Consider the following 14967-nt stretch of genomic DNA (forward strand, 5'->3'; position numbering starts at 1 on the left):
CCGATCGGCGCACCATCAGCAGAGGGCGTCCCATCGCCCCCGGAAAGGTGCGCTCCGCCTTCACCGCGGGCGCGCTCGCCGTGCGACCGGGGCGCGCCGCCGTTGCCGTTGTGCGACGGCACCGATCGACCAGGCTCCCCGTCTGACCCGTCACCGTCGATGAGGTGCTCGAACGCCTTGAGGTTGTTCAGCGACTCACCGCGCGAGACCCGCCATGCCCATTCGCGCCGGATCGAGGTGATGAACCCGATCTCCAGGAGCACGTTGAAGTCGCCGTCGGCCGCTTCGAGGACCTGCCCGAGCAGCCGGTCCAGTTCGGCGTCGGTGATCGACTCCGCCGAATGCCTGCCGACCAGGTAGATGTCGCCCGAGTTGTCGAGCGTGTAGGCCACGCCATAGAGCCGTCGGTTGCGTTTGAGCATCCAGCGGTAGACGCCCTCGTGGTTCTCGTCGGGTTTGCGGCAGACAAACGCCTCGATCCGCAATCCGTGTGGGGCCGCGGTCAGCAGCACCGTGGTCTTGAGCTTCTTCTCGCCCGGTAGATCCACCACGAAGTAGTCGGCATCCTTGCCGCCGGAATCCTTACGGCTGAAGGCCATCTCGCGCTGGGTGAGAAATTGGTCGATCGTCGAACCGAGCTCTGAGGTGATCTGTGATGTCATGTTCGTGCCCCATTTCTACGTCCGGCGAACCGGCGTGCCATCCGGGCCAGAGGTCGGGCTTCGGGTTCGGCCACGACTCCGTGCGGAGTGCTTTCTTCTGAGAGGTTGCCCAGCGACTGGGTTGTACCCGGATCGGGCGCATTCGATACCTGTGCGCGATTTCGCCGGAAGCTGTCGATGGCCCTGCCGTAACTGGCCAGCAGCTGATCCGCGGTGTGATCCCACGAGAAGTTCTGGGCGTGCTGGTGCGCAGCCTCTCCCATTGCCGCGAGGGCGGTTTCGTCCCCCAGCAAACGGTCGAGTTCCCCGGTCCAGCGGTCGATCCCGTGCCCGTCCACCAGGACACCACTGACGCCGTTGTCGACGGCCACCCCCAGCCCGCCCACATCCGCCGCGAGCACGGGTATGCCGGCCGCCTGCGCTTCGATCGCAACCAATCCGAAGCTCTCCGAATAGCTGGGAACCGCAACCACATTCGATGCGCGATACACCTTGGACAGCGACTCGGGCGATTGCGGCGGGATGAACGTGACGGACGACTCGATGCCGAGGTCACGGCTGAGCTCGATCAGCGACGTGGGGCGTTCCAACCCGGAGCCGGACGGTCCACCGGCCACCAGTACCCGGAGTTTTCGTCCGTTCGATAGTCCGCGACGGATCAGCGGCGCCGCGGCCCGGAGCAACACGTCCGGAGCCTTGAGTGGCTGGATCCGGCCGACGAACGTCACCACCACCTCGTCAGGGTCCAGTCCGAGGTCGAGCCTGGCGTCGATCCGAGGCCCCGGCGTGTAACACTCGAGATCAGCGCCGGGGGTGACCACGTCGATCCGCGACGGGTCCGCGTGATGGATCGAGATCAGTTGCTGCGCTTCGGTTTCGGTGTTGACGATCAGACGGTCGGCCTCATCGACGACCTGCTGCTCACCCACCTGCCGCATCGGCGGTTCGGGGGTGTCGCCTTCGGCGAGCGAGGCGTTCTTCACCGCGGCGAGAGTATGCGCGGTGTGCACGAGAGGCACGGCCCATCGGTCGCGGGCCAGCCAGCCGACCTGCCCGGACAGCCAGTAGTGCGAGTGGACGAGGTCGTAGTAGCCCACCGGCCGACCCGCCTCGGCCCGCAGGACACCCGCCGTGAACGCACACAACTGTGTGGGCAGGTCCCGCTTGTCCAGCCCCTCGAACGGACCTGCCACCACGTTCCGCACGGTCACCCCCGGGGCCGCCTCCACCACGGGCTCATCGGCCGATGATGTTGCGCGCGTGAAGATCTCGACCTCCACACCACGCTGCGCCAGGCGTTTGGCGGTCTGCCACACGTAGACGTTCATCCCGCCCGCATCTCCGACCCCGGGTTGGGCCAGCGGCGACGTGTGCACCGAGATCAGCGCCACCCGCCGCGGAACCGCGGGACCGCCTGCCGAACTCACGACCTGACTCCCCTGCCCTGCTCGGACCGGACGGACTCGGCCACGAAGGCCCTCACCTGGCTCGCGAATGTGTCGGGATCGTCGACAAACGGTGCGTGACCGCCACCGTCCCAGAACTCCGCGGTGGCTGCCGGGATGAGCGACGTGGCGTGTTCGGCGCACGAGATGTCGGCCACCGCGTCGGCAGTGCCGTGGATGACCAGTGCGGGCACATCGAGAGCCGCGAGGACATCGTCGTGGTCGGCGCCGCGGCCGAACAGTGCGCTGCGCACCGCGGGCGCCGTGGCCAGCGAGGTGCCGAGGAACCGCTGGATGGTGGAACCGTCGCCGAGCGGTGTCACGGCGGCGACGAAGTCGGACAGCGCCGCCACCGCGACCTTCGGGTCGTCGGACAGCGCATCCGGCAGCGCGGCCCGCATTGCCGGCCCGATCCGGCCACCTGGCTTACCCCGCCCCATCGAGGTGGTCGCTCCCACCAGGACGAGACCTGCGACGGCATCCGACGCTCGCCCCACGGTCGCGAGATAGTCGCACACGACAAGCCCGCCGTACGACCAGCCGAGCAAGAACACCGGCTGCGCGGGTCCGACCTCGGCGGCGAGCACCGCCGCGACATCACCCGCAAAATCGGCCGGTCCGAAGTTCTCGGCGGTCGTCGCGCCCGGGGGTACGCCGGACTCGCCGTGCCCGCGCAGATCCATCGCGATGACCCGGTGCTCGTGCCCCAGGAGGTCGAGAAGGTGATCACCCCAACAGGCGGATGACTGTGCCCAACCGTGGATGAGCAGCAGTGCCGGGCTGTCGGCGTCGGCGGCCCGCCCGGTGACCCGATAGCTGATGCGCGTGCCGTCGAGTGCCTCGACCTGGCCCATGGTGGTGCCCATGAGTCCACACTAATGGTGCGGCTCAGGGCGCACGGACCGGCGACCGTGGTCGCGGAATGAATCGGACCACGGTCCGGTTACACTGGCTGTACGAATCACCTCCATCGAAGGAGCACGTCATGCCCGCCGTCACAGCCGATACCTTGACCCTGCCCCGCATCGCCGGCCCCGTCGCCACGGACACCGAGCGACCCGTCAGGTCGGTGACCACCGGACCGCGTGGGTATGAGGGTGAGGGTTTCCCTGTCGTCCGAGCCTTCGCAGGCGTCTCCAAGACCGATCTCGACCCCTTTGTCCACATGGACCAGATGGGCGAGGTCGAATACGAGCCCGGCGAACCGCGTGGGACCAGCTGGCACCCCCACCGCGGATTCGAAACCGTGACCTACATGATCGACGGCCGGTTCGCCCACCAGGATTCTCACGGCGGTGGCGGCCTGATCGAAGACGGCGCCACCCAATGGATGACGGCCGGGTCGGGCATCCTGCACATCGAGACACCGCCCGCAGAGCTGGTCGAGAGTGGTGGACTGTTCCACGGGGTCCAGCTGTGGGTGAACCTGCCGAAGAAGGCGAAGTTCGCCACCCCGGCCTACCAGTCCATCGAGGGCAGTCAGGCCACCCTGCTGAGTTCGCCCGACGGAGGTTCGCTGGTACGGATCATCGCAGGCGGCATCGACGGTCACACCGGCCCGGGGTCGACCCACACACCGATCACGTTGGCTCACGCCACCATCGAGCCGGGCGCGGCCTTGAACCTGCCGTGGAACCGCGACTTCAACGCACTTGTCTACGTCCTGTCCGGGCGCGGCACCGTGGGACCCGTGGGAAATCCCATTCAGCAGGGCCAGCTCGCAGTCCTCGGACCCGGTGACCGGATCTCCATCTCGGCTGCGCAGCAACAGGACTCGAACCGTCCCGCGCTAGAGGTGCTGCTGCTCGGCGGTCGCCCGATCCGTGAGCCGGTGTTCCAGTACGGGCCGTTCGTGATGAACTCCCGCGCCGAACTCATCGAGGCGATGGACGACTTCAACGCCGGCAAGTTCGGCCACATCCCGCCGGGCGCGCTCATGCCGCACACCTCGGGAGCCTGACACCACAAAGGGTTGACACATTGGTCCAAGTGTCTCACTGTTGAGACATGCGGGCCAATGTGTCATATCCAGCCGAGTTCACCCTGCGCTCTGGGCAGACATGGCGCGAACCCTGGGCGATGTACACGGCGCTGCGTGACCGCGACCCGGTCCACCGCGTCCGTACCGACCGCCGCGACCGCGACTTCTGGGTGCTCACCCGACACGCCGACGTCAGCCGCGCCGCCGACGACTGGCGCACCTTCACCTCCACCGCAGGCCTCACCGTCACCTATGGCGAACTCGAGAGCCTCGGCCTCGTCGACAATCCGCCCATGGTGATGCAGGATCCGCCTGCGCACACCGAGTTCCGCAAACTGGTGTCCCGCGGATTCACCCCGAAACAGGTCACCGATGTCGAGCCGGCGGTGCGTCAATTCGTCACCGAGCGCCTCGATGATCTGATCGACGCAGACGGCGGTGACATCGTCACAGACCTCTTCAAGCCGCTGCCGTCCATGGTCGTCGCGCATTATCTGGGCGTTCCGGACTCCGACCGCCGGGCATTCGACGGCTGGACCGAGGCGATCGTCGGCGCCGACACCTCCGATCTGGCGAAGGCAGGCGAGGCCGCATCGGCGGCAGTCGTGGAGCTGATGGGGTATTTCAGCACGCTGATCGCCTATCGGCGAGAACATCCCGGCGACGACACCGTGTCGCATCTGGTGAGGGCGGGAGTCGGCGAGGACGGCAACACTGAGGGGTTGCTGTCGATCCTCGCCTTCGCCTTCACCATGGTCACCGGGGGTAACGACACCACCACCGGAGTGTTGGGCGGCGCCACCGCGCTACTCGGCGAACACCAGGGACCACGGCGCGAACTGGCAGACGATCCTGGGCTCATCACCGGGGCGATCGAAGAGTTCCTCCGTCTCACCTCACCGGTCCAGGGCTTGGCCCGGACCACCACCGTCGACACCGAGTTCGAGACGGATGCCGGGCCGGTGACCATTCCGGCGGGCCGCAAGGTCTTGCTCTGTTACGGCGCGGCCAATCGCGATCCGCGGGTCTACGGTGACGACGCGGACCAACTCGACATCCATCGACGCCCCCGTCAGATACTCACGTTCAGCAGAGGCGGTCACCACTGCCTCGGAGCGGCGGCTGCGCGGATGCAGGTCCGGGTGACGCTGGAAGAGCTGCTGAGGCGCTGCCCCGACTTCGAGGTCGACGCCGATTCGATCACCTACGCCAAGGGCAACTACGTACGACGTCCGACCAGACTGGTTGTGCGGACCAACCGATGACGGCCGCCTCCTGGCTGGGCGAGAGCCGATCGGCCATCGCTGCCGGCCGCATACTCGACGTAGCGGCCGAACTGTTCGCCGAGCACGGGGTGGATGCGGTCAACATGAACCAGATCTCGGCGGCCGCCGGATGCTCGCGGGCCACGCTCTACCGCTACTTCCCGTCCCGCGCCGAACTGCAGATGGCCTTCGTCGAACGCGAGGCCCGTGCGCTCTCCCGGCGGATCGCCGCGCGTGTGAGCGACGTCGCCGAGCCGGCACAGCGGACCACCGACGCGATCGTCGCCGCGGTCGAGGCAGTGCGCGCCGACCCGGTGTTGCACTCCTGGTTTCGCCCCGGCTCGGCAAGCGTGGCGGCCGAACTCGGATCGTCGTCCGAGCTGATCAAGAAGATCGTCACGGCGTTTTTCTCCGACGACTCCGCACGCGGCTCGGCAAACGACTCCGCAGGCCCGAGCGCCGACGAAGCGCTGCGAGCGCAGTTCATCGTACGAATGATCCTGTCGCTGTTGACAACTCCCGGCACCGACGCAGCCGAGGAGCGCGCGGTCATCGAACGGTTCGTGACGCCGGCCGTGGTGGCGCCAGGCTGATTTCGCTTCGCTGTCGGTAACGGTTATCATTAGCGTCTACCCGATGGAGCCCCCGCCTTGATGAGGCGGCCATCGTCTCGACGTGAAAGGTCACCTCCCGATGCGCACCTGGTCCCGACCCCTGGCGGTTGCCGCCGCCGTCTCCCTCACCGCCGCCCTGGCGGCCGGATGCTCCTCGGATGACGGGGGCACCACCGCCGACGGCAAGGTGTCCATCGTGGCTTCCACCGACGTCTGGGGTTCGGTCGCCGCTGCGGTCGCCGGCGACAAGGCCGAGGTGACGTCGTTGTACAACTCCCCCACCGGAGACCCTCACGAGTTCGAACCGAACGCACAGGACACGGCCAAGGTCTCCGAAGCGGGTGTGGTGGTCCTCAACGGCGGGCACTACGACACCTACATGGAGGACGCGCCCAAGAGTTCCGGTGCGGTCGTGATCAACGCCTTCGAACTCGCCGAGAGTGGGCACGAAGAACCGGGCCACGAGGAAGCCGGCCATGAAGAAGCGGGCCACGAAGACGCGGGCCACGAAGACAGCGGCACCGAGGAGTCCGGCCACGATCACGGAGCGGGTGGGGCCAACGAGCACGTCTTCTATGACCTCGCGGTCGCGGGACTCGTCGCCGACGAGGTCGCCGAGGCCCTGTCAGAGAAAGACAGCGCCAACGCGCAGACGTACCGCGACAACGTCACCGAGTTCAACAAGCGGCTCGACGAACTGACCGCCCAGGTTGCCGCCATCAAGACTGCGAACCCCGATGCCCCGGTGGCCCAGACCGAACCGCTTGCCTACTACCTGTTGCTCGACGCCGGACTCAAAGATGTCACCCCCGCCGGTCTGCAGGACGCGGTCGAGGCCGGGCAGTCGCCGTCGGCCCGCGACATCGCGGCCACCCAGGATCTGCTGCGGGGACGCCAGGTGCGCGCCCTCATCTACAACACACAGGCAGTCGACGAGGGCACCAAGGCACTTCTCGACATCGCGAACAGCTCGGGCGTGCCCGTGGTCGACTTCACCGAGACCCTGCCCGCCGGGACCACCGACTACATCGAATGGCAGAAGGCTAATGTTGAGGCTCTGACGTCCGCCCTGGCGTCCGATACGACGACTCCCTGATCGACCTCGTGATCGACCAGACCGACACCAAGCAGTTAGCGCAGTTCATGACCCAGCCCGAACCGGCATCACTCCTGGACAACAGCGGTGCCGCCGTCACGATCAGCGGCGCGCGCCTGAAGTTCGGGCAGCGGGTGCTGTGGGACGAGTTCGACCTGACCGTGGCCCCCGGTGAGTTCATCGCGATCCTCGGGCCCAACGGGTCGGGCAAGACCTCTCTGCTCAAGACACTACTGGGCCAGTACCAGCTGAACGCGGGAACGGTTGCGGTGCAAGGCCGCAGCCTGCGCGCCGGCGACAGCACCATCGGTTACATCCCGCAGCAGCAGACCCACGACGAAGGTGTGCCACTGCGCGGAAGGGACCTCGTCGGCCTCGGTGTGGACGGCCAGGCGTGGGGCATCGGGTGGCGAAACCGCAAGCGCCGCAACGCTCTTGTCGACGATGCGATCGCCCAGGTCGACGCACGTGAGTTCGCGGACGCCCCTTTGGGGCTGCTCAGCGGTGGCGAGCAGCAGCGGCTTCGGGTGGCGCAGGCACTGTCGGGCGATCCTTCGGTGTTGCTCTGCGACGAGCCGCTACTCAGTCTCGACCCAGCCAACCAGAGCCGGGTGGCCGCACTGATCGACCGCCGTCGCCGCGACCACGGAACCGCTGTCCTGTTCGTCACCCACGAGATCAACCCGATCCTCCCGTACGTCGATAGGGTCGTCTACCTCGTCGACGGCCGATTCCGCATAGGGACACCGGCGCAGGTGATGACGTCAGACACCCTCAGCGAGCTGTACCAGACGCGTGTCGACGTCCTGGAGGTGCAGGGCCGACTGATCGTCGTCGGCGCCGACGAATCCGCCTGCCACGGTGACCATGTGTCCGCCGACCTCGACCACCTGTCCACCCGCGATGTCGAGGTCAAGGAATGAAGGCCCAGTGGTCGGACTTCTTCGACTTCGACGCCACGATGAACCTGCTCTCCTACGACTTCGTCCAGCAGGCGCTGGTGGCGACCGCACTTCTCGGCATCCTCGGCGGCGTCCTGGGCCCGATGGTCGTGAGCCGTCAGATGTCGTTTGCCGTCCACGGCACCAGTGAGTTGTCGTTCACCGGAGCCGCTGCTGCTCTGCTGTTCGGCTTCAGCGTCAACCTCGGTGGTGTGATCGGGGCGATCGTCGCGGCCGTCATCTTCGGCTTACTGGGTAACCGTGTGCGCGAACGTGATTCGGTGATCGGCGTCGTGATGGCATTCGGCCTCGGACTGGCGGTGCTGTTCATCGCGCTCAACCCGGGCCGCATCGGAACCGGATTCAACCTGCTCGCCGGGCAGGCCATCAATGCGGGCACCCAGGGCGCCGAGGCCGTGGTCATCACCACTGTCGTCGTGATCGCGGCGATGGCTGTCATCTATCGGCCGCTGCTGTTCGCAAGCACCGACCCCCGCGTGGCCGAGGCCCGTGGAGTGCCGATGCGGCTGCTCTCGGTGGTGTTCGCGGTGCTGCTGGGCGCGGCTGTGGCCCAGAGTGTGCAGATCATCGGCGCCCTTCTGGTGATGTCGCTGCTGATCACCCCGGCCGCAGCCGCCATGCGCGTGTCGTCGAACCCCACGGTCGTGCTGGGGCTGTCCATCTTGTTCGCCGAGATCGCCGCGGTCGGCGGTATCGTCTTGTCGCTGGCGCCGGGGCTGCCGGTCTCCGCCTTCGTCACCACCATCTCGTTTGTCATCTACCTGGTGTGCCGTGTGGTCGGCTCCAAACGGTCCGCCGGCTCTGGGCGCCGACGGGTTCCCACCTCCAGCAAACCGCTGCTCGGCACCAGTTTCTGAGACTTTTTGTCCCGCTGGATCGAACCTGCTCGGCAAGGGCACGCCAGATCGACCGATCGCCTAAGCTCTCATTTCGGGTGACGCTGTAGCGCGCGGCCCGGACCGGAAGGCAGGCGATGCGGTATCAGTTGCTCGGACCGCTGTCTGTGGTCCGTCGCGCCGACCACTCGCAGGTCGTGGAGCTCGGGTCACCCAAGCAGCGGATGGTGCTGGCGCTGTTGCTTCTCAATCGCGGCACCGTCGTCTCCATCGACCGGCTGTCCGACGCGATCTGGGGAGAAGACGCACCCCCGAGCGCCACCTCCAGCCTGCAGGCCTACATCTCGAATCTGCGCCGGGCGCTGCGTAACGACGCGGTCGGCACCTCACCCATCCGGCGGCAGTCGAACGGGTACATCTTCGAGATCTACGATTCCGAACTCGACATCGACGAGTTCCTGGACCTCGCCAATTCGGCCCGCCAGGCCTCCGACCGCGAGGACTGGGCGCCGGCCCTCGAGACGTCCGATCGTGCTCTGGGCATGTGGCGCGGACGGCTGCTCGACGGTTTCGGTGACGAGAGCTGGGTGCAGACCGAGGCGGCCGGACTCGAAGAACTCCGCAGTGGGTGCCGGGAGAACCGGATCACCGCGCTCCTGGCGCTGGGGCGCGTTCCCCAGGCCCTCGCCGATGTGGTGGCACTGCAGACCGAGCAGCCCTATCGCGATCGCAGTTGCTGGCTGCACATGATGGCGCTGCACCGGGCGGGCCGCTCGGCCGAAGCCCTCGATGTGTTCACCGAACACGCGCGCAGACTCGACGACGATCTCGGACTCGAACCGAGCTCCGAACTGCGCGAGTTGCAAGGCGCGATCCTGCGCCACGACCCGGAGTTGGCCGCGTGGCCCCGTAAACCCAGCTGGTCCGGGGCCAGCGAGATCCGTTCACCCGAACCCGAGGCTGTCCCGGATCAGCCGGCCCAGGCCTCGACTGCCGCATCGAACGGCAAACTCGTGGGCCGCGCGCGCGAGATCGACCACATCGGCCGGCTGCTCGGTGAGGTGGTCGCGGGGAACACGCGCTGGCTCATCCTGATCGGCCCGCCGGGCATTGGAAAGACACGCCTCGCCCACGAGGCCGCCCAGCGGATGCAGGCCCTGGGTGGTCGCGCCGTGTGGGCCCGCAATCCCGAGGAGGGCGCCCCCGCCTGGTGGCCCGCCCGTCAGCTCGTCGAGGCGCTGGGCTGCGACCCCGCCGAGATCCTCACCACACAGGACGGCGTGGACGCTGACACCGCCCGCTTCACCACGTACGACCGGGTACAGCGCGTCATCGAACAGAGTTCGGCGACAACACCTCTGGCGGTCGTGATTGACGATGCCCAATGGGCCGACGCGATGTCGGTGGGCGCGCTCGCCTCCATGGCGACCGCTGTGCACGGGCACCCGGTGGGCTTCATCATCACTCTGCGCGAGGGCGAGCACGGGACCGCGCTCGGCGGCTCCTCAGCGCGGTCGCCCGCGGAGGTGGCAATCGTCAGATCGTCGTGTCGGCACTGGCCGATGACGATGCCGCAACATTGGCCAATGAGATCGCCGACGAAGCCCTGTCCGACACGGAGGTCTCCCGCCTGATCAGGCGCACGGGGGGTAATCCGCTGTTCGTCTCCGAATACGCACGCCTGTCCAAGGACGAACGTGACGCCGGTGAACTGCCGCAGGCAGTCCGGTCCGTCCTCGGCCTGAGGTTGGCCGGCCTCGATCCTGCTGTGTTGCAGGTGCTCCGGATGGCCGCCGTCATCGGGGACGCGATCGACGTGGCGCTGCTCTCTGCCACCACCCGCCTCGACATCGACTCGCTTGCCGACCATCTCGACGAGGCTGCCGATGCCCGCATCATCGCCGCGGCCCCGGGCACCGACGGTTATGCGTTCGCCCACGGATTGCTTCGCGAGGAAGTGCTGGCCCAGATGCCGACGCTGCGTCGTAAACGCGCGCACGCCAAAGTCGGTGAGGTACTCGACGGCGCATCGGGCTCGGACGTGTTGGGCAGGCGTGCCCAACATCTCATGGCCGCGCTGCCTCTGGTGGAGGCCCGCGACGCGGTTGCGGCATGCATCGCGGCCGCCACCGCTGCCGCCGAGCGATGGAACTCCGAGTCCGCGGCCAACTGGTGGCATCAGGCACTGGTGGCCTACGACCTGTTGCCCGCAGCCGATCAGGACGACGCAGAGCGGGACGGCCTCACCGTGTCCTATCTCGAGGCGCTGTCACGCTCGGGCCGTGGACAGACCGTCCTCGACACGGTCGAAACGGAACTCGCCATGGCCATCCGCACCGAGAAGACCGCGACCATCGGAAAACTGGCCGGTTCGCTGCTGCGTTCGGGCGGCGGGTGGCCGTGGGTCACCCCGGGCAAGGACCCCGCGCCGTTGCTGGCCCTGCTGTTTCGCGCCGAACAGATCGTCGCAGACGAATCTGCCGCGCGTGCACAGGTTCTCGGAGCTCTGTGTGTCGGACACAGCTATCATCCCGACCCCACGCTGGCGCCCGAATTGATCGTTCGCGCAGAACATTTCGCGGCCATCGCAGACGATCCCGAGATCACGGCCGAGGTGATGATGGCCCGGTTGATCACTTTCTCCGGCGTCGCCACCCATGCCGCCGAAGCCATCGCCACGATCGGTGACCTGCTGACCTTCGCGCACAGTCAGGCTCGATTCGACACCGTGATCGCACACTCGATCGCGACCATGGCCGCGTTCACCCTTGGCGACGTGCACGCGGTCCGAGGCCATCTGCTCGAGGCGATCAACGGCAGCGAGGAGCTGAACCTGCCGATCTTGCGTGCACAGCTCCGCTGGATGGAGGTGGTGGTGGCGGTCTGGGACGGCGACTTCGAACGGGCCACTCGTCACCGGGCAATCGCCAAACGTGTCCACGAGCAGACCGAGCTGTACGTGACCGGACAGTCCAACATGTCGTTGATGGGGTTGCGCCGCGAGCAAGGCCATCTGTCCGACGACGAGGCGTCGATGGCCCGCGACCTGATCGAGGGTGTGGCGGCCAGCGCCGAGGACACCGACATGATCGGCGTCATCGCGGCCGGATTGGCCACTGTCCCCGGTGCTCCGGTCGACCGGAACCTGGCCGAGAAGCTCATCCGGCAGCGGCAGGACACCCGCGGCGCACACGTGTGGCACACGCTCGGTCACGCGACGGCTCTCGCCCACCTGGTGGCGCAGTTCGAGTTGACCGACTTCGCCGCAGACCTCATCGCCGAACTCGAACCCTTCACCGGGTGTATCGGCGTGATCGGTCAACTCGGTTCCGTCGGCCCGGTGGACCTCGCGCTCGCCAGGCTTCACATGCTGCTGGGCGACACCGCCGCCGCAACCGAGGCAGTGGCGGTCGCGGCCGAGGTCGCCGAGCGCAACGGCGGGCAACCGACCGTCCTCCGCTGCCTGCTTCTGCAGTGGCAGCTGCGTCCACCGGCCGAACGACATCTCGACGAACTCGATGACATCGGTGCCCGGGCGGCCGAGTTCGGGATGGCAGGTCTCCTCGAGGACGTGCGCACTGTGCGTGAGCAGGCCTGACGCCGACCTGTGCCGAGATCCCCGAACGGTTCCGGTCCACTTCTTGACGTTTCCTTGGACTCGTCACCAAGCAGATGCCAAGTGATGTGACGCAACCTGTTGCCATCGACTTCCCCGATGACGAGAGGCGTCCGCACACGATGACCACGACCACCGAGAGCACCCACGCCGACCCGGCCACCGAACTGCGCGCCGCCGTGTCCGGTGTGGTCGCCGGGCCTGCTGATCCCGACTACACGCGCGCGACGCCCTGGAACGTCTCGGTGCCGTCAGAGCCGTGCGCAGTTGTGTTCGCGACCTCGGCCGCCGATGTCGCGGCCACGTTGCGCGTGGCCGAGCGTCGCCGGCTGACCGTTGCCGTACAGGCAACCGGGCACGGCGCTCTGCCGATCGATTCGGGCACGATCCTGGTGCATACCGCCGAGTTGAACGGCTGCGTGGTGGATCCGCAGACACGTACGGCCAGGGTCGGCGCCGGCGTGCGGTGGCAGCAGGTCATCGATGCGGCCGCAGCGCACGGCCTCGCGGCCCTGGCCGGCTCAGCGCCCCACGTGGGTGTGATCGGTTTCCTGACCGGCGGCGGCATCGGCCCACTGGTGCGCAGCGTGGGTCTGTCGTCCGATCATGTCCGTTCTTTCGAACTGGTCACCGGGCGCGGCGAGGTCCTGCAGGTCACCCCCGACAACCATGCCGAGCTGTTCTGGGGCCTGCGCGGCGGGAAAGGCACACTGGGGATCGTCACCTCGGTCGAGATCGAGCTGCTGCCCATATCGGAAATCTACGGTGGCGCCGTGTACTTCGATGGTTCCGACGCTGCCGACGTGCTGCGGGTCTGGCGCGACTGGAGTGCGGCTCTTCCCGAGGACACGAACACCTCGATCGCCCTACTGCAGTTGCCGCCGTTGCCAGGCGTTCCGCCGCAGCTGGCCGGCAGGTTGACGCTCGCGGTCCGCTACGCATCACTCGCAGAGCCGACCGCTGCCGAAGCCCTGTTCGCGCCGATCCGCACCGCCGCGACACCACTGATCGACGCGGTGGCGCCCATGCCGTACGCGGCGATGGGGGCGATCCACGCCGATCCCGTCGACCCCATGCCGACGCATGAGCGCAGCACACTGCTCGGCGAGCTGAGCGACGATGCGATCGACGCCCTCATCGCTCTCACCGGCCCCGAATCGGGTTCGCCGCAGGTGGTCGTCGAACTCCGGTTGCTCGGGGGTGCGATGTCGCGGCCGGCAGCCCAACGCAGCGCTTTCTGCCATCGCAGCGCGTCATTCAACCTGATGGTGGTCGGTGCGCTCGTTCCACCGATTGCCGAACACGTGCCCGCCCACGCGAGCGCCGTACTGGACGCCGTGGCGCCGTGGTCGGTGGGTGAGCTGCCCAACTTCGCTCCGGGTACCGGACCGGCCCGATTGGCGCGATGCTACGACGAAGACACCCTGGTGTGGCTCGGAGCCCTTGCAGAGCAACATGATCCCCACGGACTGCTGCGTGTCGGTCAGGTGGTCCGGTCGGTGACGACGTCAGGGAATTGATTCCTCGGCGCCGCCGGGATTGCAGCGGGTCGAGATCATCTCCGACTCGGTGACCACGGGGCGCCACGGTTCCAGGTTCCAGCTCGTCTTGTCGGGGTCGACTATCCGGGCGAACCGCCAGTGGCAGGCGTACTGGTCGCGCATCCCCGGGGTGTCGGCCGTGGGGTCGAGCGCGACCACCTCGGCCCAGCTGGCGTCCAGATCGCTGGTGCCCTGCGTGTTGCGTCCCGACTCGGTGGGAAACACCTGCAGACTCGGGCCCTGCTCGGTCTGCGTCCAGGCGACGTGGTCGATGAACGGCGGCAGATACACGGGGGTGGACGGTGTGGCCGCGGCCGTAGTCGCTGTGTTCGTCTGCGCTGAGGTTGTCGGGGCCGTTGTTGTCGTCGACCCATCGGTAACCGGTTCGGTGGTCACCGCCGGGTCGGGATCAGACCCGCCGCATCCGGCGACCACGATCATCGCCGCGGCGAGTGTTCCCAACCATGCTGCACGCCTCAAAACACAACCCGGACAACCATCTCCGCGACCACCGCAGGTTTGGCTGTGCCCTCCACGGCAAGCGTGTGACCGAACACGATCTGGATCGCACCGTCGCCGAGGTCGGTCGCCTCGGCGAGGGTGGTGGTGAGCCGAACCTTCGACCCGACCAGGACCGGGGACGGGAAACGCACCTTGTTGCTGCCGTAGTTCAGGGCCATCTTCACACCCTCGAACCCGTAGATCTGCGCGCCCAGCATCGGAAGGAGAGACAGGCTCAGGAACCCGTGGGCGATGGTGCCGCCGTAGGGGCTCTCTGCTTTTGCGCGTTCGACATCCACGTGAATCCACTGGTGATCACCGGTCGCCTCAGCGAATTGGTCAACCCGCTCCTGGGTCACCGTGATCCATTCGCTGCTGCCCAACTCGCTACCGACAGCAGTCAAAACCTCGGTCGCGGAGCCAAATACACGCATTCGCATCTCCCCAG

13 protein-coding genes and 1 pseudogene are annotated in these 14967 nt (G+C 67.3%); 9 read left to right on the forward strand and 5 right to left on the reverse strand.

Translation table 11 applies throughout. The features are described 5' to 3' along the window. Nucleotides 1–59: 59 nt before the first annotated feature. The 3 genes and pseudogenes from MVA47_RS24015 to MVA47_RS24025 form a co-directional block, all read right to left on the reverse strand. A pseudogene (locus tag MVA47_RS24015) lies at nucleotides 60–662 on the reverse strand (YbjN domain-containing protein); the annotation flags it as partial. Next, nucleotides 659–2158, reverse strand: coding sequence for a D-inositol-3-phosphate glycosyltransferase (mshA, locus tag MVA47_RS24020; RefSeq protein WP_374474456.1), 1500 nt, complete (start codon nucleotides 2156–2158; stop codon nucleotides 659–661). The gene mshA and the pseudogene MVA47_RS24015, both read right to left, overlap by 4 nt. Next, nucleotides 2086–2973: an alpha/beta fold hydrolase gene (locus MVA47_RS24025; RefSeq protein ID WP_247210154.1), complete on the reverse strand. Its 888-nt coding sequence runs from the start codon at nucleotides 2971–2973 to the stop codon at nucleotides 2086–2088. Before MVA47_RS24025 ends, mshA begins: the two co-directional genes overlap by 73 nt. A 119-nt stretch (nucleotides 2974–3092) precedes the next feature. Between MVA47_RS24025 and MVA47_RS24030 the strand changes: the two genes are divergently transcribed. The 9 genes from MVA47_RS24030 (at nucleotide 3093) to MVA47_RS24070 (ending at nucleotide 13997) form a co-directional block, all read left to right on the forward strand. After that, nucleotides 3093–4067 (forward strand): pirin family protein, encoded by a 975-nt coding sequence (locus MVA47_RS24030; protein ID WP_247210155.1) that lies wholly within the window; start codon nucleotides 3093–3095, stop codon nucleotides 4065–4067. Nucleotides 4068–4114: 47 nt separating this feature from the next. Beyond that, entirely contained in the window at nucleotides 4115–5353 is a 1239-nt protein-coding gene (locus MVA47_RS24035) for a cytochrome P450 (protein ID WP_247210156.1), read from the forward strand. After that, nucleotides 5350–5946, forward strand: coding sequence for a TetR/AcrR family transcriptional regulator (locus tag MVA47_RS24040; RefSeq protein WP_247210157.1), 597 nt, complete (start codon nucleotides 5350–5352; stop codon nucleotides 5944–5946). Before MVA47_RS24035 ends, MVA47_RS24040 begins: the two co-directional genes overlap by 4 nt. Nucleotides 5947–6046: 100 nt before the next feature. Then, nucleotides 6047–7063, forward strand: coding sequence for a metal ABC transporter solute-binding protein, Zn/Mn family (locus MVA47_RS24045; RefSeq protein ID WP_247210158.1), 1017 nt, complete (start codon nucleotides 6047–6049; stop codon nucleotides 7061–7063). 47 nt (nucleotides 7064–7110) lie between these two features. After that, on the forward strand, nucleotides 7111–7986 hold the full coding sequence (locus tag MVA47_RS24050) for a metal ABC transporter ATP-binding protein (protein WP_247211051.1): 876 nt from the start codon (nucleotides 7111–7113) through the stop codon (nucleotides 7984–7986). Continuing rightward, the gene (locus MVA47_RS24055) at nucleotides 7983–8882 is read left to right on the forward strand and encodes a metal ABC transporter permease (RefSeq protein WP_247210159.1); all 900 of its coding nucleotides are present in this window, start codon (nucleotides 7983–7985) and stop codon (nucleotides 8880–8882) included. Before MVA47_RS24050 ends, MVA47_RS24055 begins: the two co-directional genes overlap by 4 nt. 116 nt (nucleotides 8883–8998) lie before the next feature. Then, nucleotides 8999–10495, forward strand: a complete 1497-nt coding sequence (locus MVA47_RS24060; RefSeq protein WP_247210160.1) for a BTAD domain-containing putative transcriptional regulator — start codon at nucleotides 8999–9001, stop codon at nucleotides 10493–10495. Next, complete coding sequence (locus MVA47_RS24065; RefSeq protein WP_247210161.1) at nucleotides 10408–12459, forward strand: hypothetical protein; 2052 nt, start codon at nucleotides 10408–10410, stop codon at nucleotides 12457–12459. The genes MVA47_RS24060 and MVA47_RS24065 overlap by 88 nt, the downstream gene beginning before the upstream one ends. Nucleotides 12460–12599: 140 nt before the next feature. Beyond that, nucleotides 12600–13997 carry an FAD-binding oxidoreductase gene (locus tag MVA47_RS24070; protein WP_247211052.1) on the forward strand — a complete coding sequence of 466 codons (1398 nt, stop codon included), beginning with the start codon at nucleotides 12600–12602 and terminating at the stop codon, nucleotides 13995–13997. On the opposite strand, the gene MVA47_RS24075 is transcribed toward MVA47_RS24070, so the two are convergent. Both MVA47_RS24075 and MVA47_RS24080 read right to left on the reverse strand, forming a co-directional pair. Beyond that, entirely contained in the window at nucleotides 13986–14480 is a 495-nt protein-coding gene (locus tag MVA47_RS24075; protein ID WP_247210162.1) for a DUF2599 domain-containing protein, read from the reverse strand. The two genes, MVA47_RS24070 and MVA47_RS24075, sit on opposite strands and share 12 nt — an antisense overlap. 14 nt (nucleotides 14481–14494) lie before the next feature. Next, nucleotides 14495–14953, reverse strand: a complete 459-nt coding sequence (locus tag MVA47_RS24080) for a MaoC family dehydratase (RefSeq protein ID WP_030172773.1) — start codon at nucleotides 14951–14953, stop codon at nucleotides 14495–14497. Nucleotides 14954–14967 lie beyond the last annotated feature (14 nt).

This window comes from Williamsia sp. DF01-3, from assembly GCF_023051145.1.
Taxonomy (GTDB): domain Bacteria; phylum Actinomycetota; class Actinomycetes; order Mycobacteriales; family Mycobacteriaceae; genus Williamsia.

Excerpts from the sequence above, each read along its gene's own strand:
- MVA47_RS24025 (WP_247210154.1), bottom strand. The coding sequence starts at position 2,973 with ATGGGCACCACCATGGGCCAGGTCGAGGCACTCGACGGCACGCGCATC.
- MVA47_RS24030 (WP_247210155.1), top strand. The coding sequence starts at position 3,093 with ATGCCCGCCGTCACAGCCGATACCTTGACCCTGCCCCGCATCGCCGGC.
- MVA47_RS24035 (WP_247210156.1), top strand. The coding sequence starts at position 4,115 with ATGCGGGCCAATGTGTCATATCCAGCCGAGTTCACCCTGCGCTCTGGG.
- MVA47_RS24040 (WP_247210157.1), top strand. The coding sequence starts at position 5,350 with ATGACGGCCGCCTCCTGGCTGGGCGAGAGCCGATCGGCCATCGCTGCC.
- MVA47_RS24045 (WP_247210158.1), top strand. The coding sequence starts at position 6,047 with ATGCGCACCTGGTCCCGACCCCTGGCGGTTGCCGCCGCCGTCTCCCTC.
- MVA47_RS24050 (WP_247211051.1), top strand. The coding sequence starts at position 7,111 with ATGACCCAGCCCGAACCGGCATCACTCCTGGACAACAGCGGTGCCGCC.
- MVA47_RS24055 (WP_247210159.1), top strand. The coding sequence starts at position 7,983 with ATGAAGGCCCAGTGGTCGGACTTCTTCGACTTCGACGCCACGATGAAC.
- MVA47_RS24060 (WP_247210160.1), top strand. The coding sequence starts at position 8,999 with ATGCGGTATCAGTTGCTCGGACCGCTGTCTGTGGTCCGTCGCGCCGAC.
- MVA47_RS24070 (WP_247211052.1), top strand. The coding sequence starts at position 12,600 with ATGACCACGACCACCGAGAGCACCCACGCCGACCCGGCCACCGAACTG.
- MVA47_RS24080 (WP_030172773.1), bottom strand. The coding sequence starts at position 14,953 with ATGCGTGTATTTGGCTCCGCGACCGAGGTTTTGACTGCTGTCGGTAGC.